Here is a 20,517-nt window from a genome sequence, read left to right as displayed (position 1 = left end):
CTAGCCTTGCCCCATGAAGCTCACCAAGCGGCTGCACTCCTGCGTCGAGCTGGAGAAGGACGGGCGCAGGCTCGTCATCGACCCCGGCGCCTTCAGCGAACCGGACGCCGGCCGGGGCGCCGACGCCCTGCTGGTCACGCACGAGCACCCCGACCACTTCGAGGAGGGCCGGCTGCGGGCCGTCCTCGACGCGAACCCGGCGGCGCAGCTGTGGACCCTGCGCAGCGTCGCCGAGAGGCTGGCTCCGGCCTATCCCGGCCGGGTGCACACGGTGGGCCACGGGGACGCCTTCACCGCGGCCGGATTCGACGTCCAGGTGCACGGCGAGCTGCACGCCGTGATCCACCCGGACATCCCGCGGATCACGAACGTCGGCTTCCTCGTGGACGGTTCGCTCTTCCACCCCGGCGACGCCCTGACCGTGCCCGGGACGCCCGTCGACACCCTGATGCTGCCGGTGCACGCCCCGTGGAACAAGATCGCCGAGGTGATCGACTACGTCCGCGAGGTCAAGCCCCGCCGGGCCGTCGACATCCACGACGCGTATCTCTCCGACCTCGCCCGGCCCGTCTACGACGGCGCCCTGGCAGCCCTGGGCGGCGCCGACCACGGCCGACTCACCGCCGGGGACAGCACGCACCTGTGACTGTCGGTGCCAGGCGATAGGTTGGCGGGCATGCGTATCGCCACGTTCAACGTCAACTCCATCACCGCCAGGCTGCCGCGCCTGCTCGCCTGGCTGGAGAGCTCGGGCACCGACGTCCTGTGCGTCCAGGAGACCAAGTGCTCCGCGGAGCAGTTCCCGCACGCCGAGCTGCGCGAGCTGGGCTACGAGTCGGCCGTCAACGCCACCGGCCGGTGGAACGGCGTGGCCCTGCTCTCCCGGGTCGGCCTGGAGGACGTGGTCCTCGGGCTGCCCGGCGGGCCCGACTACGAGGGCGTCCAGGAGCCCCGCGCGATCTCCGCCACCTGCGGCGGGGTCCGCGTCTGGTCGGTGTACGTGCCCAACGGCCGCGAGGTCGCGCACGACCACTACGGCTACAAGCTCGGCTGGTTCCGCTCCCTGGCCGCGGCCGTCGCGGACGACGCGGCCGGCGCCCGCCCCTTCGCGGTGCTCGGCGACTTCAACGTGGCCCCGACCGACGAGGACGTCTACGACCCGGCCGTCTTCGAGGGCGCCACGCACGTCACCCCCGCCGAGCGCGCCGCCCTTGAGGCGCTGCGCGACGCCGGGCTCCGCGACGTGTTCCCCCGCGCGCTCAAGTACGACCGCCCGTACACCTTCTGGGACTACCGGATGCTCGCCTTCCCGAAGAACCGGGGCATGCGCATCGACCTGGTGTACGGGAACGCGGCCTTCACCAAGGCCGTGACCGACGCCTACGTGGACCGCGAGGAGCGCAAGGGCAAGGGGGCGTCCGACCACGCGCCGGTCGTCGTGGACCTGGACCTGGACCGGTAGGGCGCGCCCGGGGCGCGAAGAGTACGGCCCAGGCGCGCCCTGTGGCCAGCGGAGGATCCTGGTGCGAGTCTGGGTGATATGAACATCCCTTTCCTGGACAACTGGCTGAACCGACACGAAACGGAACGGGGTGCGGGGCTCGCCGCCGCCCTCGCCGATGATCCCGACGGCATCGCCGAGTTGTTCTCGGAGTGCGAGATGCTGCGCGTCCAGGCGAGGTCGGCCGGGCTCGAACTCGACGAGAGCACCGCCTCGTTGGAGGCGCTCGATCAGCTGATGCCGCGCTGGCGCCGGGACCCCGAGGCGGTGCCGTGGCTCGGCAACGACGCGGGCTTCTACCTCGGCACGGTGATCGTCCGCACGATCCCGGGCGCCGCCTGGCAGGTGTGGCCGAACGGCCAGCCGGTGATCCGGCTGGCCTCCGGACGGGAACTGAACGTGATCGAGTCGGGGGTGTCCTGGGCGATGACCGGTTCCCCCGAACTCAGCCAGGCCTACGCGGAAGCCTCCGAGGGCTGATCACACGCAGATGTAGCTTTATGCCCCCTTTAGGCGTGTCGAGGAGAAGTGCCCTTCCCGGGCTGGATAGTTTGCGCTGACCTCGACACCGACAAGTGGGCAGGGCAGCGCATGGCCGTCGATCCGTTGATCGAGCTGCGGGACGTGAACAAGCACTTCGGAGCGTTGCACGTACTCCAAGACATCAACCTCACCGTCGGCCGCGGGGAGGTGGTGGTGGTCATCGGCCCCTCCGGCTCCGGGAAATCGACCCTGTGCCGGGCGATCAACCGGCTGGAGACGATCGAGTCGGGAACGATCACCCTCGACGGCAAGCCGCTGCCGGCGGAGGGCAAGGAACTGGCGCAGCTGCGCGCCGAGGTCGGGATGGTCTTCCAGTCCTTCAACCTCTTCGCGCACAAGACCGTCCTCGCCAACGTCTCCCTCGCCCAGATGAAGGTGCGCGGACGCAAGCGCGACGAGGCGGACAAGCGCTCCCGGGAGCTCCTGGAGCGGGTCGGCCTCGCCGACCAGGCCCCCAAGTACCCCGCCCAGCTGTCCGGCGGCCAGCAGCAGCGCGTCGCCATGGCCCGCGCCCTCGCCATGAGCCCCAAGGCCCTGCTCTTCGACGAACCCACCTCCGCGCTCGACCCGGAGATGATCAACGAGGTGCTGGAGGTCATGCAGCAGCTGGCGAGCGAGGGCATGACCATGGTCGTGGTCACCCACGAGATGGGCTTCGCCCGCTCCGCCGCCAACCGCGTCGTGTTCATGGCCGACGGCAGGATCGTCGAGGACCGGACCCCGGAGGAGTTCTTCACCGCTCCCGAGAGCGACCGGGCCAAGGACTTCCTCTCCAAGATCCTGAAGCACTGAGGGGCGGCGTGATGATCCGTACCCGAGCCCTCCTCGTCGCCCTGCTCGTCCTCGCCTGCGCCACGGGCTGCGGCCGTTCCGGCAGCCCCCCGGTCAAGGGACCGCAGCCCGAGGACCTGCCCGTCTACACCGTCGACACCGGTTTCCGGCTGCCCGACTCCCGCACCTGGGAGCGGGCCAGGAAGCGCGGACACCTCGTCGTCGGCGCCAAGGAGGACCAGCCGTACATGGGGGAGAAGGACCCCGCGAGCGGTCTGTACTCCGGCTTCGACATCGAGATCGCCAAGATGATGTCGGCGTCCCTCGGCTTCGACCCCAAGACGATCGAGTTCAAGACGATCGCCTCCGCCAACCGCGAGACGGCCCTGCAGAACGGCCAGATCGACTACTACGTCGGCACCTACACCATCAACGACAACCGCAAGAAGCAGGTCGGCTTCGCCGGCCCCTACTACATGGCCGGCCAGTCCCTGCTGGTCCGCAAGGACGAGAAGGACATCAACGGCCCCGAGGACCTCGCGGGCAAGAAGGTCTGCTCGGCCGCCGGCTCCACCCCCTACCAGCGGCTCCAGAAGGAGTACCCCGAGGCGGTGCTCGTCGCCTACGACACCTACTCCGTCTGCGTGGACAACCTGCTGACCTACCAGGTCGACGCCGTCTCCACCGACGACTCCATCCTCCTGGGCTACGCGGCCAAGGTCCCCGACGAGCTCAAGGTGGTCGGCAAGCCGTTCTCCCAGGAGCCCTACGGCATCGGCGTCCCGCGCGGCGACAACGCGCTGCGCTTCGCCCTCGACGACGCCCTGGAGGCGCAGGAGAAGAACGGCGACTGGAAGAAGGCATACGAGGCCACGCTCGGCCTGTCCGGCGAGCCCGCTCCGACGCCTCCCGCCATCGACCGCTACCCGGCGAGCTGAGCGAGAGGGCCACCGCCATGAACGTACTCACCGACAACTTCGCGCTCTACGGCGAGGGATTCCTCGGCACGGTCGAACTGACCGTCTACGCCTCCCTGCTCGCCCTGGTCCTCGGCTTCCTCATGGCCTCCTTCCGGGTCGCGCCCGTCGGCTCGTTCCGGGCCTTCGGCACGGTCTGGGTCACCATCCTGCGCAACACCCCGCTCACCCTGCTGTTCTTCGCCGTCCTGCTCGGGCTGCCGCGCTTCGGCCTGGTCCTGCCCTTCCAGGTGTTCGCCGTCCTCGCCCTGGGCTGCTACACCTCCGCGTTCATCTGCGAGGTGCTGCGCTCGGGCATCAACACCGTGCCCAAGGGGCAGGGCGAGGCGGCCCGCAGCCTCGGCATGTCCTTCGGCCAGACCCTGGGCACGGTCGTCCTCCCGCAGGCTTTCCGCTCCGTCATCCCGCCCATCGGCTCCACCCTGATCGCGCTCGCCAAGAACTCCGCCATCGCCGGCGCCTTCAGCGTCACCGAGCTGCTGGGCACGTACAAGACCCTCAACGAGCTGGGCTACAGCATCATCTGGACCTTCGTCTGGATCGCCGTGGGATACCTGATCATCACCCTGTCCATCAGCGCGCTCTTCCACGTGCTGGAGAAGCGCTACGGAGTGGCCCGATGACCGCGCACGCGCTCCACGGCGACCTGGAGTCCACCGCCCTCTACGACATCCCGGGCCCCCGGGCCCGCCGCCGCCACCTGTACTACGGCATCGGCTCCACGGTGCTGATCCTGCTCCTCGTCGGCTGGCTGCTCTACCTGCTCTTCGACACCGACCAGTTCACCGCCGCCAAGTGGACCCCCTTCACGTACCAGGGGATCCAGGAGCTGCTGCTCAGGGGCCTGGGGAACACGCTCAAGGCGTTCGCCTACGCGTCGGTGCTCTCCCTGCTGCTCGGGGCGGTGCTCGCCACCGGCCGGCTCTCGGTGCACCGGCCGGTGCGCTGGCTGGCCACCCTGTGCGTGGAGTTCTTCCGGGCCATGCCGGTGCTGGTGATGATCTTCTTCATCTTCGTCGCGCTGAAGGTCCAGCCGCTGCCCGCCCTGGTGGCCGGGCTGACGCTCTACAACGGCTCGGTGCTCGCCGAGGTGTTCCGTACGGGCGTCAACGCGGTGGAGCGGGGGCAGCGCGAGGCCGCGTACGCGCTGGGCATGCGCAAGACCCAGGTGATGTCCTACGTCCTCGCCCCGCAGGCGGTCCGGGCCATGCTGCCCACCATCATCAGCCAGCTGGTCGTGGCCCTGAAGGACACCTCCCTCGGCTACCTGATCACCTATGAGGAGTTCCTGCACGCGGGCAAGCTGATCGCGTCCAATCTCGACTACGACCTGCCCTTCATCCCCGTCGTGATGATCATCTCGCCGATCTACATCGGCATGTGCATGCTGCTGTCCTGGTTCGCCACCTGGGTGGCGCGCCGCCAGCGCCGCAACCCCCAGACCCAGGGGGCCGGCGAGGCCCCGGCCGATCCCGCGGCGATGCTGCCGGGAACGGTGTAGCCCCGAAGAGCCACCACCCCGCCCGGCAGCAGCCGTGGATCACTGCTCGCGCAGCGGCACCGAGACGTACGAGGGATCGGTGCGCGGCGAGGAGAAGGTCAGCTGCGCGCCGGTGGGGTTGTGCTCGATGTACAGCGGGTCGACGGTGTCGACGACGAGCGCCAGCCGGTGCCCGGCGGGCACGTCGTAGGCGGTGGAGAAGAGCTCCAGATCCACGCCGAAGGACTGGCCCGGGGTCCTGCCGTGGAAGGTGTACGGGGCATTGCTGACGAGCTTGCCGATGCCGAGCGGGCCGACGTCGTAGAGGTACGCGACGAAGGTGCCGTCCCCCTTGGTGGGCGTGACGGTGGTGTGGAGGCGGACGTCGCCGCGGACGCGGCGCTCCCGGTCGTAGCGCGGCGACTGCCAGACGGCGGCGAAGGAACGGGGCAGCAGGGGGATGGAGGCGACCGGCGGGGTCTTGAGGAACTGGTCGAGGAGGTTGGAGAGCAGGACGATCCCGCCGTTGGCCCCGGAGTCGACGTTCGCGAAGACGTGCTCGCTGTCGGAGAGCGCGATGCGCTCGGTGCCCGCCGCGCCGACCGACTTCCAGTCCGGGTAGCCCTCGTAGCCGCCGGTGCTCCGGGACTTGAGCTGGACGGGGGGCTCGGTGTCGACGCCGTTGCGCTCGCCCTTGAGGTAGCGGTCGAACCAGCGGTGGGCGCTGGTCCAGGTGTCGTTGGGCAGGCCGAGCAGACCGGTGAGTTCGGCGGTGGCGTGGTCGCCGGGGCGGAACTCCAGGCGCTTGGGGCCGGTCAGCTTCTCGAAGAAGTCGGCGTACTGGTTGGGCGGGAAGATGGTGTCGCCCCAGGCGTTGCCCATCATGACCGCGGGGCCGTTGGCGTTGATCCGGTCGACCTCGAAGGCCGCCGAGCGCTTCTTGCCCCAGTCGATCATCTGCTGCTCGCGGTCGAGCCGGGAGCCGAGGAAGTCGCTGAGGATCGAACGGAGTTCGGGACCGGGCCGGCCGGTGATGTCGCCGGCGACGCCGAGCAGCCCGGCGGCCTGGAGGTGCTGGGTGCGGCCGGAGTAGATGGAGGCCACGAGGTCGGCCCAGCCGCTCAGCGCGACCACGGCCTTGATCCGGGGGTCGTGCGCGGAGGCCAGCAGGCTGATGCCCGCGCCGTACGAGACCCCGCCGAGGCCGACGCGGTCCGCGTCGGCGGGGGTGTGGGCGAGGGCCCAGTCGATCACGGCGGACACGTCGGCGACGTCCGGCGGTCCGGCCACCTCGATCTCGCCGCCGGAGAGCCAGAAGCCGCGGGAGGTGTAGCTGAGCACGACGTAGCCGGAGTCGGCGAGCTTCTTGGCCTGGGCGATGTATTCGATCTGCGGCAGGCCCCAGCTGGTGGGCAGCACGATCAGCGGGTACGTCCGGCCCGGCACGGCGCCGGCCGGGGTGAAGACGTTGCCCTTGAGGGTGATGCCGCCGGAGCCGGGGATGTCGTGGAACCGCAGTTCCGACGAGGCGTCCGAGGCGTTCGGGACGTTCGGGACGTTCGAGGTGACGGCGGTGGCAGGTGCGGGGGCCGCCTGGGCCTGGTGGGGGGCCAGGCCCAGGGCGGCTGCCGCCAGCAGGGCTGCCACCGCCGCGGCGGTGGTGGTGCGTTCCATCAATCGCTCCTCGCGTACGCCGGGGGGTGAAAGTGACCCGACGGTAACGGGGAGGGATTACCGGAGGTAACCCGTCGGTAAGTTACGTGGTGGTAACAATTGAACGAGAGTCAGTGACGGGGGGTGCCGGGAGGTCAGCCGTTCTGGGCGCCGCCGGCCAGCGCGCTCTTGGCCTTCCAGTCGTCCCAGGACAGGTTCCACTCGCCGTAGCCGTTGCCGATCTCCGCGTTGCCCTTGGAGCCGCTGCCGACCACCTCGAAGGGGTCGCCGACCTGGACCCTCGCGTAGAAGTCCTTGGCGTGCGCGTCGCTCATGCCCACGCAGCCGGAACTGGTGTTGGCGCGGCCGAAGTTGCCGGAGTTCCACGGGGCGGCGTGAGCGTACATGCCGGACCAGGTCAGCCGCATCGAGAAGTCGACCATCTTGTCGTAGGAGTCGCCCAGGCCCACCGTCTGGGAGTCCATCCGGATGGTGCCCTCCTTCGACATGAGGACCATCTTTCCGGACCAGGAAGCCTTCTGCCCGCCGGGAGTTCCGGCCGAGACCGGGATCGTCTCGACCACCTGGCCGTCCTCGGTCACCTTCATCTTCCGGGTGTCGAGGCTGACCTCCATCCGGCGGTCCTTGCCTATCGTGAACTCGGTGGTGTAATCGCGGGCGAAGAGCCCGCCGCCCTTGCCGGAGTCCACGCCGTTCAGGTTCATGTCGACCTTCACGCCGGTGCCGGACTTCCAGTACTCCTTCGGCCGCCAGTCCACCCGGTCCCTGCCGGAGTAGTCCTTGAACCAGCCCCAGGACCCCTCGGTGCTGTCCGATGAGGTGACCTTCAGCTGCTTCTCGACCTCGGCCTTGTTCGTGACCGGGTTGTCGAAGACGAGCGAGACCGGCATGGCGACGCCGACCGTGCTCCCCTTGGGCAGGTTGATCGAGACCTTGTTCACCTTGTCGGCGGGGGAGGTCTTGAACTGGGTTCCCGCGCTCTGGCTCTCGGTGTTCTGCGCCTCCACCTTGTAGTCCGTGCCGGGCGAGGCGTTGCGCTCGGAGGTCCAGGTGCGGCCGTCGTCGGATATCTTCCCCGGCAGCTCCCCGTTCTTGCCGTCGGTGACCTTCACCAGGGCCAGCTTGCCCTCGGCGAGCGTCACCGTGACCGGCTCGCCGGCCTTGACCTGATCGCCCGTGAGGTTCACCGACACGGCCATGTCCGGCTTGGGCTTCAGCTCCGCCGTGCCGCCTCCGGCGGCCGCGTCGCCGCCGCCTCCGCAGGCGGTCAGGGTCGCGGCCAGCAGCGCGGTGCCCGCGGCGGCGGCGTTGCGGATCCGGCGGCGGGACAGGGCGGTACGGCTGGTGCGGCTGGTGCGGCTCAACGAAATCCCCTCCGAAGTCATCATCGTTCGCAAGGAGAGAGCGAACACGAGGACTCTAGGTTGCGCATTATCTGGAAAATCGCTCCATTTCGGTTGTGACGTGTACCGCAGCGAAACGGTCATCGTCCGGTCACGATCGCCGCGCGGAGCGGTCACCGGCCGCTGTGAGAGTCCTGTCCCTCCACGCCCGGACGTACAGGAAGGACAACTGCCGTGTGCGCACTGCTCGTGAACACAGCCCAGCAGCACCACCCACAGGGGCAGGGCCCGGAGGCGTCGCGCGGCCGGGACGGGGAGCCCGAGGTGCGCACGCTCTCCCCCGGCGCGTACCGGGCGTTCCTCTCCCGGAACCCGCAGGCGAGTTTCCTCCAGTACCCGTCGTGGGCCCGGGTCAAGGACCAATGGCGTTCGGAAAGGGTCGGATGGCACTATCCGAACGGTGAGACCGAGGGGGCCGGACTCGTTCTCTACCGCCAATTCCCCGGCACCCGCAAATACTTCGCCTACCTCCCCGAGGGGCCCGTCGCCGACTGGTCGGACCCGCGCCTGGACCGCTGGCTGACCCCGCTCCTGCGCCACCTGAAGGCGGCCGGGGCCTTCGCCGTCCGCATCGGCCCCACACCCGCCTACCGGAGCTGGGACGCGGCCGCGGTCAAGTCCGGCGCCGGGCCCGGCCGGCAGATCTCCGACGTCCTCGCCACCGAGGTCGACCCGGTCGGCGCGGCGCTCGCCGACCGGCTGCGCACCCGCGGCTGGAAGCGCTGCGGCGGCGAGGACGACGGCGACGCCCAGCCCCGCCACGTCTTCCGGGTACCGCTCGCGGGCCGTTCCCGCGACGACCTGTGGGCGGGGCTGAACCAGGAATGGCGGCGCAACGTGCGCAAGGCACAGAAGGCGGGCGTGCGGACCGTCGTCGCCGCCGCGGCCGACCTGCCCGAGTTCTGCCGGCTGCTGCGGATCACCGAGGAGCGCGACGGATTCCGCCTCGGCCGCTCACCGGCCTACTACGAGCGGCAGTACGCGGCCCTCAACGCGGAGGAGCCCGGCCGGATGCGGCTCTACCTGGCCGTCCACCAGGGCGAGGTCCTCGCCGCCCACACGATGATCGTGGCCGGCGGCCGGGTCTGGTACCAGACCGGCGCCTCCGCCGACCACCGCCGCGAGGTCCGCCCCAGCAACGCCCTGCAGTGGCGCATGCTGTGCGACGCCCACGACCTCGGAGCGGACGAGTACGACATGCGCGGGGTACCCTCCACCCTTGACCCCGGCGAACGTTCTTTCGGGCTGCTGCGCTGGAAGCTCGGCACCGGCGGAAAGGTAGTCGAGACGCTCGGCGAGTGGGAGACCCCGATGGACGGATACGCCAACGCGGCGCTCTACAAAGCCTTCCAGGCGTACCTGGCCCGCCGGTGAGGAACGGCACCACCGCGGATCCGGGCACCCCGGCCGCGGCCGTACCCCCGCGGGCGCCCGTATGTGAGCCGGCGCCCGCGTCCGCGCCCGCCAAAGCCTCGGTGCTGCGCAGCGGCGCGCTCATGGCGGCCGGGTCGGTCGTCTCCCGCGCCACCGGGTTCGTCCGCTCGGCGGTCGTCGTCGCCGCCCTGGGCACCGGCCTGCTCGGCGACGGGTACGCCGTCGCCAACACCGTTCCGAACATCATCTACATGCTGCTCGTCGGCGGCGCCCTGAACGCCGTCTTCGTCCCCGAGCTGGTCCGCGCCGCCAAGGAGGACCGCGACGGCGGAGCCGCCTACACCGACCGGCTGCTGACCGCCTGCACCGCGGCCCTCGTGCTGCTCACCGCGGCCGCCGTCCTCGCCGCCCCGCAGATCGTCGAGGCGTACACCGGCTACGACGGCGCCCAGGCGAGCACGACGGTGGCCCTCGCCCGGTACTGCCTGCCGCAGATCCTCTTCTACGGGCTCTTCACCCTGCTCGGCCAGGTACTGAACGCCCGCGGCCGGTTCGGCGCGATGATGTGGACCCCGGTCCTCAACAACGTCGTCATCATCGGCGTCTTCGGACTCTTCCTGTACGTCTCCCACGGCGCCGCGGACGGACTCACCGCCGCCGAGACCCGGTTGCTCGGCCTCGGCACCACCGCCGGCATCGTGATCCAGGCCCTCGCCCTGGTCCCGTCGCTGCGCGCCGCCCGCTTCCGCTGGCGCCCCCGCTTCGACTGGCGCGGCAGCGGCCTCGGCCGGCCGCTGCGCAACGCGGGCTGGCTGGTCATGCTCGTCCTCACCAACCAGATCGCCTACTGGGTCGTCACCCGCCTCTCCACCACCTCGGGAGCGCGTGCCGTGGAGGCGGGCCTCGCCGGGGGCGCCGGCTACACCGCCTACAGCAACGCCTACCAGCTGTGGATCGTCCCGCAGGGCATCATCACCGTCTCCCTCGTCACCGCCCTGATGCCCCGGATGAGTTCCGCCGCCGCCGACGGCGACCTCGGGGCCGTCCGCAGGGACGTCTCGTACGCCCTGCGTTCCAGCGCCGCCCTCGTCGTGCCCGCCGCCGCCCTCTTCGCCGCCCTCGCGCCCTGGGTCATCGGCGCGGTCTTCGAGTACGGCCGCACCGGCGCCGCCGACATCGCGGTCATGGCGGGCATCCTCGTCGCCTTCGCGCCCGGCCTGGTCGCCTTCTCCGCGCAGTACGTCCTGTCCCGCGGGTTCTACGCCCTCTCCGACACCCGGACCCCGTTCTTCCTGAACCTGGTCATCGCCGGGCTGAACGCCGCGCTGTCGGCCTCCGCCTACGTCCTGCTGCCCCCGCGCTGGGCCGTCACCGGCATGGCCGCCGCCTCCTCCGTGGCCTTCGCGGCGGGGGCCGCCGTCACCGCGCGCACCCTCGCCCGCCGCCTCGGCCCGCGCACCGGAACCCGTACCGCGCGGCGGGCGAGCGCCGTACGGACCCACCTGCGGCTGCTGGCCGCCTGCCTCCCGGCGGCCGCCGCCGCGCACGCGGCCGCCCGCGCCTGCGCCCGGTTCGGCGACTTCGCCGCGGCCGGGGCGGGAACCGCCGTACTGGCCCTCGTCGTCGTCCTTCTCGCCCGGCCGCTGCGCCTGACGGAGATCACCGACCTGCTGGACTCCCTGCGGCGCAAGACCGGCCGTTAGCGGGAGGAAAGCCATGAACCACCTGGGGATACTGAGCGGATGCCACGCGTACTGCTGATCGAGGACGACCCGTCCATCCGGGAGGGCGTCGGCCTGGGCCTGCGCCGCCGCGGCCACGAGGTGAGCACCGCCGAGACCGGGGAGGCGGGCCTCGCCCTCCTGGGCGGCTTCCGGCCCGAGCTGGTCCTGCTCGACCTGATGCTGCCCGGGATGAACGGCGTACAGGTCTGCCACCGCATCCGCGAGACCAGCGAGGTGCCGATCATCATGCTCACCGCGCGCGGCGACGACTTCGACATCGTCATCGGCCTGGAGGCCGGAGCCGACGACTACATCGTCAAACCCGCCCGCACCGAGGTCATCGAGGCCCGCATCAGGGCCGTGCTGCGCCGGCTGGCCGATCCGTCCGGGGTCCGCCCCGAGGTCGAGCACCACGGCGAACTGACCATCGACCGTGCCGGGCTCACCGTTGCCAGATCCGGTGACCGGATCGCCCTCGCCCCCAGCGAGATCAAGCTCCTGCTGCACCTGTCGGCCTCGCCCGAGCAGGTCTTCTCCCGCCAGCAGCTGCTGGAGTACGTGTGGGAGCACAGCTACCACGCCGACGCCCGCCTCGTGGACGCCTGCGTCCGCCGCCTGCGCCACAAGATCGAGGACCCGGACGCGGCGCCCCGCTACATACAGACCGTGCGGGGCTTCGGCTACCGCTTCGGCCCGGTCCAGGGCGTGCGACGGTGAGACGGATCGCCCCGTTCGGCCTGCGCACGCGGCTGATCGCCGCCTTCCTGCTGGTCGCCGCGATCAGCGCGGTGAGCACGGCCGCCCTCACCTACCAGAAGGCGCGCAACGCGATCCTCGCGCAGAGCCAGGACATGGCCGTCAGCACCCTGCGCGACCAGCTCGACTCCAAGAACCTGCGCATCCCCATGGACCAGGAGACCCTGCAGGCCCTGGTGTCCGAGTTCGCCAAGCGCGGCAAACCCCACCCGTGGGCGGTCTTCGGCGAGTACGCGGACCTGCGCGCCTCCTCGAACATCAACCCGCCGACCTCCTCCGTGGTGACCGACGAGCTGCGCCGGCAGGTGGTCTCCGCCAACCCCCACGGGGCCTTCCAGCGCGTGGAGGACGCGAGCGGGGCCCCGTACCTCACCGTCGCCATGCCGGCCGTGTTCACCCACCAGGGCAAGCGCGAACCGACCGGCCTCGTCGTGTACGCCGTGATGCCGCTGACCACCGAGCGGGAGACGGTCGACGCCATGGTCGACGCCGCGAAACAGGGCGCCGTCCCCGGCCTCGCCATCGCCGTCGTCCCCGCGCTGCTCGCCGCGCGCGGCGTACTGCGTCCGGTACGCCACATGCGCCGGGCCGCCGAACGGCTCGGCCGGGGCCGCCTCGACACCCGGATCGAGGTCAGGGGCTCCGACGAGCTGGCCGGGCTGGCCCGCACGTTCAACGAGACCGCCCGCGCCCTGGAGCAGTCCGTGAGCGAGCTCCAGGACGCCGAGGTCCGGGCGCGCCGCTTCGCCTCCGACGTCTCGCACGAGCTGCGCACCCCGCTCGCCGGAATGCTCGCCGTCACCGAGGTCCTCGACGAGGACGCCGAGCGCCTCGACCCCGACACCGCCAAGGCCCTGCGGCTGATCAGCGCGGAGACCGGCAAGCTCGCCGTCCTCGTCGAAGACCTGATGGAGATCTCCCGCTTCGACGCCCGCGCCGCCGAACTGAACCTCGACGACGTGGACATCGCCGTCGCCGTCACCAAGACCCTCGAACGCCGCCACTGGGACGACGGGAGGGTCACCGCCGAACTGCCGAGCGGCGTGCGCGCGCGGCTCGACCCGCGCCGCTTCGACGTGGTGCTCGCCAACCTCGTCGGCAACGCCCTCCAGCACGGCGGAGCCCCCGTCACCGTGACCGTCGCCGCCCTCCCCGGTCCCGACGGCGAGCGGCTGCTGATCGAGGTCGCCGACAGCGGGCCCGGCATCGCCCCCGAGGTGCTGCCGCACATCTTCGACCGGTTCTTCAAGGCCGACGCCGCCCGCACCCGCTCCGCGGGCAGCGGCCTCGGCCTCGCGATCACCCTGGAGAACGCCCGCCTGCACGGCGGCACCCTGTACGCCGCGAACGGACCCGGCGGGGGAGCCGTGCTCACCCTCGACATGCCCCTGGAGGCCGACGCGTGACCCGGCTCCGGAACGCCGCCGTCGCCGCCCTCCTCGGGCCGCCGTTCCTGCTGGCGGGCTGCGGCATCAAGCCCACCGGGGTGGTCGAGAGCGGCGCGGCCGCCAACGTGGTGGTCAACGCGCCCGACCGCGCGGGCGTCGTCTACTTCGTCACGCCCGACGACAAGCTCGTCCCCTCACCGCAGGTCGACTCCTCGCTGCCGTCCCCCGTCGGCACCGTGCTGAGACTGCTCTCCGGGCCCGGTCCGCAGGAACGGGCCGCCGGGCTCGGCACCCGGCTGCCGGGATGGGAGGGGAAGGCGCCCGGATCGGTCAGCGTCTCGTTCACCTCCCCGCGCTCCATCGAGGTCAAGGTCCCGTTCACGGTCGGGGACCTCCCGGAGCTCGCCATGCGCCAACTGGTCTGCACGGTGACGTCCGTCGCGGGGAGCGAGACCCGCGACGTCCGCGTGACCGTGAGGGGGCCGGGCACCACCCTCTTCGGCGAGAGGTGCGACATCGGCCGCTGAAGCCGCCGGGAGGCGGCCCCGACCGGGCCGAACCCGCCGGGGCCCCCTTGCGGGCTGCGGCCGCCGGCGCCACGGTGGCCCCATGGATCACGAGGTTGTTCCCGGTGTCCCCGGGGCCGGCGGCGTCCCCGGCGTGTTCGACCCCCGGATCTACGCCGAGGGCATCCCGCACGACCGCTACCGGCTGCTGCGCGACCACCACCCGGTGGCCTGGCAGCCGGAGCCGGAGATCGCGGGCTGGGCCGCCGGCCCGGGCTTCTGGGCCGTCACCCGGCACGCCGACGTCGTGCGGGTGCTGCGCGGCCACCGGACGTACTCCTCCTGGCTGGGCGCCACCCAGATCCGCGACCCCGACCCCGCCGACCTGCCGTTCCTGCGCCGCACCATGCTCAACCAGGATCCGGGCAAGGACGCGGGGGACCACGGCCGGCTGCGCCGGCTCGTCTCCCGCGCCTTCACCCCCGCCCGGGTGGACGCCTTCGCGGTACGGGTCCGCGAGCGGGCCCGTACGCTGCTGCGCGCGGCCCGCGACGGCGCCGGGGACGGGAGCGCCGACCTGGTCCGCACCGTCACCGACGAGTACGCCCTGCTCAACCTCACCGACCTGCTGGGCATCCCCGCCGCGGACCGGGGCCTGCTGCTGGACTGGACCGTACGGGTCATCGGCTACCAGGACCCCGAGGACGCGCCCGCGCCCCTGACCGGCCCGGACGGCAAGCCGCTCAACCCGCGCTCCCCGGCCCTGCTCGGCGAGATGTTCGCGTACGCCCGCGGACTGGCCGCCCACAAGCGCCGCAGACCCGGCGACGACGTGATGACCTCGCTGGCGCTGGCCGGACTCGACCCGGCCGAGCTGGAGATGTTCTTCTTCCTGCTCACCGTCGCGGGCAACGACACCGTACGCAGCGCTGCCCCCGGCGGCCTGCTGGCCCTGGCCCGCGACCGCGACGCCTACCGGCGGCTCGCCGACGGCCTGGTCCCGGTGGACCGGGCCGTGGACGAACTCCTGCGCGTCCACCCGCCGGTGCTCAGCTTCCGCCGCACCGCCACCACCGACACCGAACTGGCCGGCCGGGCGGTCCGGGCCGGGGACAAGGTGGTGGTCTTCCACGCCTCGGCCAACCACGACGAGCGGGTCTTCACCGATCCGGCCCGCCTGGACCTCGGCCGCACGCCCAACCCGCACGTCTCCTTCGGGGACGGCCCGCACGTCTGCCTCGGCGCCCACTTCGCCCGGCTCCAGCTGCGGATCCTGCACGAGGAGTGGCGCGCCACCATGCCCGCACCCGAACTCACCGCTCAGCCCCGGCGGTTGGTGTCCAACTTCATCAACGGGATCACACGGCTGCCGCTGCGGGTGTCCGGGCTACGGCGGTGACGTCGGCGACCAGCTCGGTCACATCGGGCCCGTAGGCGTCGGAGTTGACGACCTTCAGCAGCACGCAGAAGGACGAGCGGCCGTACGTGCGGGCCAGCCGCTCGTGCTGCTTGGCCAGGTACCGGGCCGCGGCCTGGTTGCTCGTCGCGGTCTGCCCCGACAGCAGGAACACCGGACGGGAGCCCTGCCCGGTCGTCAGCCGCGCCAGCAGCACGTGCTCGGCCACCCCCTTCTCCCAGCGGTAGGACTCCCCGCCGACCACGATGGCCCCCCGGTCCGGGCCCTGTTCGGTGCTGGTGTCCACGCGCACCCCGGGGAGCATGGACGCCAGATGCGCGGTCGTGCGGGTGTTGGAGACCGGGCCACCGACACAGAACTCGGCCCGCTCGCCGAACCCCTGGCGGGCGGCGTCGTGCGTGACGATCTGGACGTTCGCCCCGCAGTCCTTGATCAGGGTGGATATCTCCAGCAGGGCGAACGCGTCGTTGCGGTGCAGCGACGAATCGGTGCCGCCCATCTGCCGGTTGACCACGAACAGGCAGTCCGACCCGGTGGGCAGCCCGAAGAAAGCCTGCTTGCGGCGCAGGGCGCGGCGCCACAGGTAGGTCCGGGAGAACCAGCCGAATCCGCCGCTGACGGCGCTGGCCATCACCCCGAGCACGATGTTGCGCACGTCGTCGTCCATGCGGCGGATGGTAGCCCGAGGCAGGTGTTCCTGACGCGGGGGGTGCGGTGAAGTTAGAGTGCGCAGCCCAGGCCTGGACACGTCCTGACAGGCCGTCGACTGGAGGTACGGATGCGTCGCCCCGCCGCTCGTCAGTTAGCCCTCGTCGCCCTCGCCGGAGCCCTGGTCTCCACGGGCGCCGCGGCCCCGCCCCCCGCCGGCCCCGGCGGCATCCCGGCCAAGGTCCCGGTCGCCGCCGGCTACGGCGGTGCGGTGGCCAGCGTCGACGCGGAGGCCTCCGCCGTCGGCATCGCCGTCCTGCGCTCCGGCGGCAACGCCGTGGACGCGGCGGTCGCCACCGCGGCCGCCCTCGGCGTCACCGAGCCGTACTCGGCGGGCATCGGCGGAGGCGGCTACTTCGTCCACTACGACGCGAAGTCCCGCCGGGTCCAGACCATCGACGGCCGCGAGACCGCCCCGGCGAGCGCCACCGCGGCGCTCTTCCAGGAGAACGGCGCCCCCATCCCCTTCCCGGAGGGCCAGACCAGCGGCCTCGGGGTCGGCGTGCCCGGCACCCCCGCCACCTGGAAGAGCGCCCTCGACAGCTGGGGCAGCCGCCCGCTCGGCCAACTGCTGCGCCCCGCCGAGAAACTGGCCCGCGACGGCTTCACCGTGGACTCCACCTTCCGCGCCCAGACCGAGCAGAACCAGGACCGGTTCAAGGACTTCCCGGCCACCTCGAAGCTGTTCCTGCCCGGCGGCGCCCTGCCGGTGGTCGGGTCCACCTTCAAGAACCCCGACCTGGCCGCCACGTACGCCGAGCTGGCCCGCAAGGGCACCGGCGCGCTCTACCGCGGCCCGATCGCCGAGGACATCGTCCGGGCCGTCCGCAAGCCCCCGGTGGACCCGGCCGCCACCCGCGTCGTCCGCCCGGGCGACCTGACGGCCAAGGACCTGAAGACGTACGCGACCAAGCGGCAGGCGCCGACGCGGGTGGGCTACCGGGGCCTGGACGTCTACAGCATGGCGCCGTCCTCCTCCGGCGGGACGACCGTCGGCGAGGCGCTGAACATCCTGGAGCGCACCGACCTCTCGAAGCTCTCCGAGAGCCAGTACCTGCACCGCTTCATCGAGGCGTCGCGGATCTCCTTCGCCGACCGCGGCCGTTGGGTCGGCGACCCGGCCGCCGTGGACGTGCCCACCCGCGAGCTGCTCTCGCAGCGGTTCGCCGACGCGCGCGGCTGCCTGATCAGGCCGGACCGCGCGCTGACCAGTCCGCTGGCCCCCGGTGACCCGCGCGATCCGGTCGCCTGCGGCAGTACCGGACAGGCCGCCCCGACCACCTACGAGGGGGAGAACACCACGCACCTGACGGTCGCCGACCGCTGGGGCAACGTGGTCTCCTACACCCTGACCATCGAGTCCACCGGCGGCAGCGCCATCACCGTCCCGGGCCGCGGCTTCCTGCTCAACAACGAGCTGACCGACTTCTCCTTCGCCCCGGCGGCCCCCGGGGTCCCGGATCCGAACCTGCCCGGCCCCGGCAAGCGGCCGCGCTCGTCCATGTCCCCGACCATCGTGCTTCAGGACGGGCGTCCGGTGCTTGCGCTGGGTTCACCGGGCGGCGCCACCATCATCACCACCGTCCTGCAGACGCTGACCGCCCACCTCGACCGCGGTCTGCCGCTGGTGGACGCGATCGCCGCGCCGCGCGCCAGCCAGCGCAACCAGACCACCACCGAGGTGGAGCCCGGGCTGTGGAACAGCCCGGTCCGCGCGCGGCTGGAGGCGATCGGCCAGGGCTTCCGGCAGAACCCGGAGATCGGCGCGGCCACCGGCGTCCAGCGGCTGCCCGACGGGCGCTGGCTGGCGGCGGCGGAGACGAGCCGGCGGGGCGGGGGCTCGGCCATGGTCGTCCACCCGCACGGCAGGCCGTAGCACCGGCGGGGGTACGACGGGCCCGGGCGGGCGTGCCGCCGCCGGGCCCGTCGTGCCGGGGGCTCAGAGGGCGGTGAGGATCCTCGGGCCGTCGCTGGTGATCGCGACCGTGTGCTCCGCGTGCGCGGCCCGGCTGCCGTCGACGGTCCGCAGGGTCCAGCCGTCGCCGTCGCACGTGTAGTCGTCGACCCCGCCGGCGGTCAGCATCGGCTCGATGGCGAGCACCAGGCCGGGGCGCAGTTTCATGCCGCGCCCCGGCGGGCCCTCGTTGGGGACGCCCGGGTCCTCGTGCATGGTGCGGCCGATGCCGTGGCCGCCGAAGCCGTCCGGGATGCCGTACCCGGCGGCGCGGCAGACGCTGCCGACGGCGTGGGCGATGTCGCCGATCCGGTTGCCGGGCACGGCGGCGGCGATGCCCGCCGCGAGGGCCGCCTCGGCGGTCGCGATCAGCCGCAGGTCCTCGGGGCGGGCCCGGCCCACGGTGAAGCTGACCGCCGCGTCCCCGACCCATCCGTCGAGCTTCGCCCCGCAGTCGATGCTGACCAGGTCGCCGTCGCGGAGCCGGTAGTCGCCGGGGATGCCGTGCACGATCGCGTCGTTGACCGAGGCGCAGATCACCGCCGGGAAGGGGACGGGCGCGAAGTCCGGCCGGTAGCCGAGGAAGGGGGAGGTCGCACCGGCCTCCTGGAGCACCCCGCGCGCCACCCGGTCCAGGTCCCGGAGGGTCGTGCCGACGTGCGCGGCCTCCCGTACGGCCGCCAGGGTGTGGGCCACGACGCGGCCGGCGGCGCGCATCTCGTCGATCGACTTGTCTGTCTTCAGTTCCACCATGCCAATAACTATACCGGTATAACTGTAACGGGATAATTGTTGGGGTGGCGGGTATGGTGGGGGCATGGTCCGAACTCCTCTCACCCCCGAAGAGCGCGAGCGCGGCGAGCGCCTCGGCACGCTGCTGCGCGAAGCGCGCGGTACGCGCAGCATGGTCGAGATCGCGGCGGGCGCCGGCCTCTCGGCCGAGACCCTCCGCAAGATCGAGACCGGCCGGGCCCCGACCCCGGCCTTCTTCACCGTGGCCGCCCTAGCGGGCGTCCTCGGCCTCTCCCTCGACGAGGTCCTGCGCCGCTGCGCCCTGGTGCCGGCGCCCGTACCGGTGGCCGTCTAGCCCGTAACTGTGCCGGTGCCGGTGCCGGTGCCGGTCGGTGCGGTGCGGCGCCGGTCGCTGCGGTGCCGGTCCGGGCGTCCCCCGCGGAACCCGCCGGACGAGTTCGCCGCCCCCGGGGTGCCGGCGGGGGTCGGCCGCCTAAGGTCGCGGTATGAATCTCGAAGAGCTCGGCCGGGCCCGCTATATCAGCCTCACGACCTATCGCAAGGACGGCACCCCCGTGGCCACCCCGGTGTGGGCGGTGGCCGACGGCGGTGAGCTGTGCGTGTGGACCCGCACCGACACCTGGAAGGTCAAGCGGATCCGCAACGACGGCCGGGTCAAGGTCGCGCCCTGTGACGTGCGCGGGCGCATCACCGAGGGTGCTCCCGTGCTGGAGGGTGAGGCCCGGCTGCTGGACGACGCCGGGATGCGGCGGGTGCGGAAGATGATGTCGCGCAAGTACACGTGGCAGTTCTGGGCCGTGGACGTTCCCGCCACCCTGTGGCGCCGGGGGAAGCGGCCGCACACCGGGATCGCCGTCAAGCTTTGAGACTCCCGTAGCCCGCCCGTAACACGGGTGGGATCCAATGCGGGCATGGAGACCGCGACTGCACGTGTGATCGGGCAACTCGCCGCGTACGTACGCGAATTGACGCAGAGGCTGGATTCCGGGGCGGGCTGGTACGGGGAGTTCCTGCGCCGTGATCCGGAAGGCGTGCGGGCCTGCGTGGACGGGGCCGCGATTCCGCCGTGGGACGTGGTGGAGTCGCTGCTGCGGGACCTGGCCGGAGTCCGGGGCGCGGAGGCGGCGGCGCGCGAGACCGTATACGCGGGCCGGCTGCGGGCGGCGGCCGTCGCGGCCTGGGACCGGCTGCCGGGCGGGGCCGAGGAACTGCGGACCCTGCTGGCCGCCGCGGCCGGCCAACGGGCCGACGCCGAGCGGGCGTTGCACGACCTGACCGTCCGGCTCGGCGGCGCCGCCGACCGGGCGGAGGCCGACGCGCTGGGCCGGGAGCTCTCGTGGACCCGGGACGACGCGGCCCGCGCGGCCTCCCGGTACGAGGACCTGCGGGACCGCCTCGCGGCCCTGCCCCCGCAGGCCGCGGCGCCGTACGGCGTACCGCTGGCGGGGGTGCCGAGGCAGCGGGATGCGGCGGCGGCCGGTGTCCCGGCGCCACAGGTGCCGGCCGCCGGGGCGCCGGGTGCGGCGGCCCGGCCGGTCGGGCGGGCCGAGGGCCGCTGGCTGCGCGGGGCGCGCACGTCCGGGGGAGC

20 protein-coding genes and 1 pseudogene are annotated in these 20,517 nt (G+C 72.2%); 17 read left to right on the top strand and 4 right to left on the bottom strand.

The genetic code is table 11. The features are described 5' to 3' along the window. The first annotated feature begins 13 nt into the window (after window positions 1-13). From ABT106_RS18580 to ABT106_RS18550, 7 genes are all read left to right on the top strand, one after another. Complete coding sequence (locus ABT106_RS18580; protein WP_351278369.1) at window positions 14-646, top strand: MBL fold metallo-hydrolase; 633 nt, start codon at window positions 14-16, stop codon at window positions 644-646. Between the two features lie 30 nt (window positions 647-676). Further along, the gene (locus tag ABT106_RS18575) at window positions 677-1,462 is read left to right on the top strand and encodes an exodeoxyribonuclease III (protein ID WP_351278367.1); all 786 of its coding nucleotides are present in this window, start codon (window positions 677-679) and stop codon (window positions 1,460-1,462) included. A gap of 78 nt (window positions 1,463-1,540) precedes the next feature. Beyond that, window positions 1,541-1,981 carry a DUF6278 family protein gene (locus ABT106_RS18570; RefSeq protein ID WP_351278364.1) on the top strand — a complete coding sequence of 147 codons (441 nt, stop codon included), beginning with the start codon at window positions 1,541-1,543 and terminating at the stop codon, window positions 1,979-1,981. A 111-nt stretch (window positions 1,982-2,092) separates the two neighbouring features. Then, window positions 2,093-2,836, top strand: coding sequence for an amino acid ABC transporter ATP-binding protein (locus ABT106_RS18565; RefSeq protein ID WP_351278362.1), 744 nt, complete (start codon window positions 2,093-2,095; stop codon window positions 2,834-2,836). Window positions 2,837-2,847: 11 nt separating this feature from the next. Beyond that, the gene (locus tag ABT106_RS18560; RefSeq protein WP_351278359.1) at window positions 2,848-3,753 is read left to right on the top strand and encodes a glutamate ABC transporter substrate-binding protein; all 906 of its coding nucleotides are present in this window, start codon (window positions 2,848-2,850) and stop codon (window positions 3,751-3,753) included. 17 nt (window positions 3,754-3,770) lie between these two features. Then, complete coding sequence (locus ABT106_RS18555; protein WP_267842869.1) at window positions 3,771-4,415, top strand: amino acid ABC transporter permease; 645 nt, start codon at window positions 3,771-3,773, stop codon at window positions 4,413-4,415. Next, entirely contained in the window at window positions 4,412-5,293 is an 882-nt protein-coding gene (locus ABT106_RS18550) for an amino acid ABC transporter permease (protein ID WP_351278358.1), read from the top strand. Before ABT106_RS18555 ends, ABT106_RS18550 begins: the two co-directional genes overlap by 4 nt. Before the next feature lie 39 nt (window positions 5,294-5,332). Here ABT106_RS18550 and ABT106_RS18545 read toward each other — a convergent pair whose 3' ends face one another. Further along, complete coding sequence (locus ABT106_RS18545) at window positions 5,333-6,946, bottom strand: CocE/NonD family hydrolase (protein WP_351278355.1); 1,614 nt, start codon at window positions 6,944-6,946, stop codon at window positions 5,333-5,335. Between the two features lie 134 nt (window positions 6,947-7,080). Beyond that, a complete protein-coding gene (locus ABT106_RS18540; RefSeq protein WP_502979416.1) occupies window positions 7,081-8,331 on the bottom strand; it encodes a L,D-transpeptidase in 1,251 nt (416 codons plus the stop codon). A 282-nt stretch (window positions 8,332-8,613) separates the two neighbouring features. Here ABT106_RS18540 and ABT106_RS18535 point away from each other — a divergent pair, with 282 nt between their 5' ends. The 6 genes from ABT106_RS18535 (at window position 8,614) to ABT106_RS18510 (ending at window position 15,496) form a co-directional block, all read left to right on the top strand. Then, window positions 8,614-9,723 carry a lipid II:glycine glycyltransferase FemX gene (locus ABT106_RS18535; protein WP_351278401.1) on the top strand — a complete coding sequence of 370 codons (1,110 nt, stop codon included), beginning with the start codon at window positions 8,614-8,616 and terminating at the stop codon, window positions 9,721-9,723. Then, window positions 9,720-11,426, top strand: a complete 1,707-nt coding sequence (murJ, locus tag ABT106_RS18530; RefSeq protein ID WP_502979414.1) for a murein biosynthesis integral membrane protein MurJ — start codon at window positions 9,720-9,722, stop codon at window positions 11,424-11,426. The genes ABT106_RS18535 and murJ overlap by 4 nt, the downstream gene beginning before the upstream one ends. Window positions 11,427-11,465: 39 nt before the next feature. After that, the gene (locus ABT106_RS18525; protein ID WP_351278352.1) at window positions 11,466-12,164 is read left to right on the top strand and encodes a response regulator; all 699 of its coding nucleotides are present in this window, start codon (window positions 11,466-11,468) and stop codon (window positions 12,162-12,164) included. Beyond that, window positions 12,161-13,609 (top strand): ATP-binding protein, encoded by a 1,449-nt coding sequence (locus tag ABT106_RS18520; RefSeq protein WP_351278350.1) that lies wholly within the window; start codon window positions 12,161-12,163, stop codon window positions 13,607-13,609. The genes ABT106_RS18525 and ABT106_RS18520 overlap by 4 nt, the downstream gene beginning before the upstream one ends. Further along, on the top strand, window positions 13,606-14,118 hold the full coding sequence (locus ABT106_RS18515) for a hypothetical protein (protein ID WP_351278347.1): 513 nt from the start codon (window positions 13,606-13,608) through the stop codon (window positions 14,116-14,118). Before ABT106_RS18520 ends, ABT106_RS18515 begins: the two co-directional genes overlap by 4 nt. Before the next feature lie 82 nt (window positions 14,119-14,200). Next, window positions 14,201-15,496, top strand: coding sequence for a cytochrome P450 (locus ABT106_RS18510; protein ID WP_351278345.1), 1,296 nt, complete (start codon window positions 14,201-14,203; stop codon window positions 15,494-15,496). Here the strand turns inward: ABT106_RS18510 and ABT106_RS18505 are convergent. After that, a complete protein-coding gene (locus ABT106_RS18505) occupies window positions 15,456-16,181 on the bottom strand; it encodes a hypothetical protein (protein WP_351278342.1) in 726 nt (241 codons plus the stop codon). The genes ABT106_RS18510 and ABT106_RS18505 overlap by 41 nt on opposite strands. Window positions 16,182-16,292: 111 nt before the next feature. On the opposite strand from ABT106_RS18505, the gene ggt reads away from it, so the two are divergent. Then, a complete protein-coding gene (ggt, locus tag ABT106_RS18500) occupies window positions 16,293-18,098 on the top strand; it encodes a gamma-glutamyltransferase (protein WP_351278339.1) in 1,806 nt (601 codons plus the stop codon). A gap of 63 nt (window positions 18,099-18,161) precedes the next feature. Here ggt and map read toward each other — a convergent pair whose 3' ends face one another. Beyond that, window positions 18,162-18,929: a type I methionyl aminopeptidase gene (map, locus tag ABT106_RS18495; RefSeq protein ID WP_351278337.1), complete on the bottom strand. Its 768-nt coding sequence runs from the start codon at window positions 18,927-18,929 to the stop codon at window positions 18,162-18,164. A 64-nt stretch (window positions 18,930-18,993) separates the two neighbouring features. Here map and ABT106_RS18490 point away from each other — a divergent pair, with 64 nt between their 5' ends. From ABT106_RS18490 to ABT106_RS18480, 3 genes and pseudogenes are all read left to right on the top strand, one after another. Continuing rightward, window positions 18,994-19,263 (top strand): helix-turn-helix domain-containing protein, encoded by a 270-nt coding sequence (locus ABT106_RS18490; protein ID WP_351278335.1) that lies wholly within the window; start codon window positions 18,994-18,996, stop codon window positions 19,261-19,263. A gap of 151 nt (window positions 19,264-19,414) precedes the next feature. Further along, window positions 19,415-19,795: a PPOX class F420-dependent oxidoreductase gene (locus ABT106_RS18485; RefSeq protein ID WP_351278333.1), complete on the top strand. Its 381-nt coding sequence runs from the start codon at window positions 19,415-19,417 to the stop codon at window positions 19,793-19,795. Window positions 19,796-19,840: 45 nt separating this feature from the next. Next, window positions 19,841-20,517: pseudogene (locus ABT106_RS18480) on the top strand (hypothetical protein); the annotation flags it as partial.

The sequence above is a fragment of the Streptomyces sp. NPDC002044 genome (assembly GCF_040296725.1).
In the GTDB taxonomy this organism is placed as follows: Bacteria; Actinomycetota; Actinomycetes; order Streptomycetales; family Streptomycetaceae; genus Streptomyces; species Streptomyces antarcticus.
This window is presented reverse-complemented; position numbering and strand designations above follow the sequence as displayed.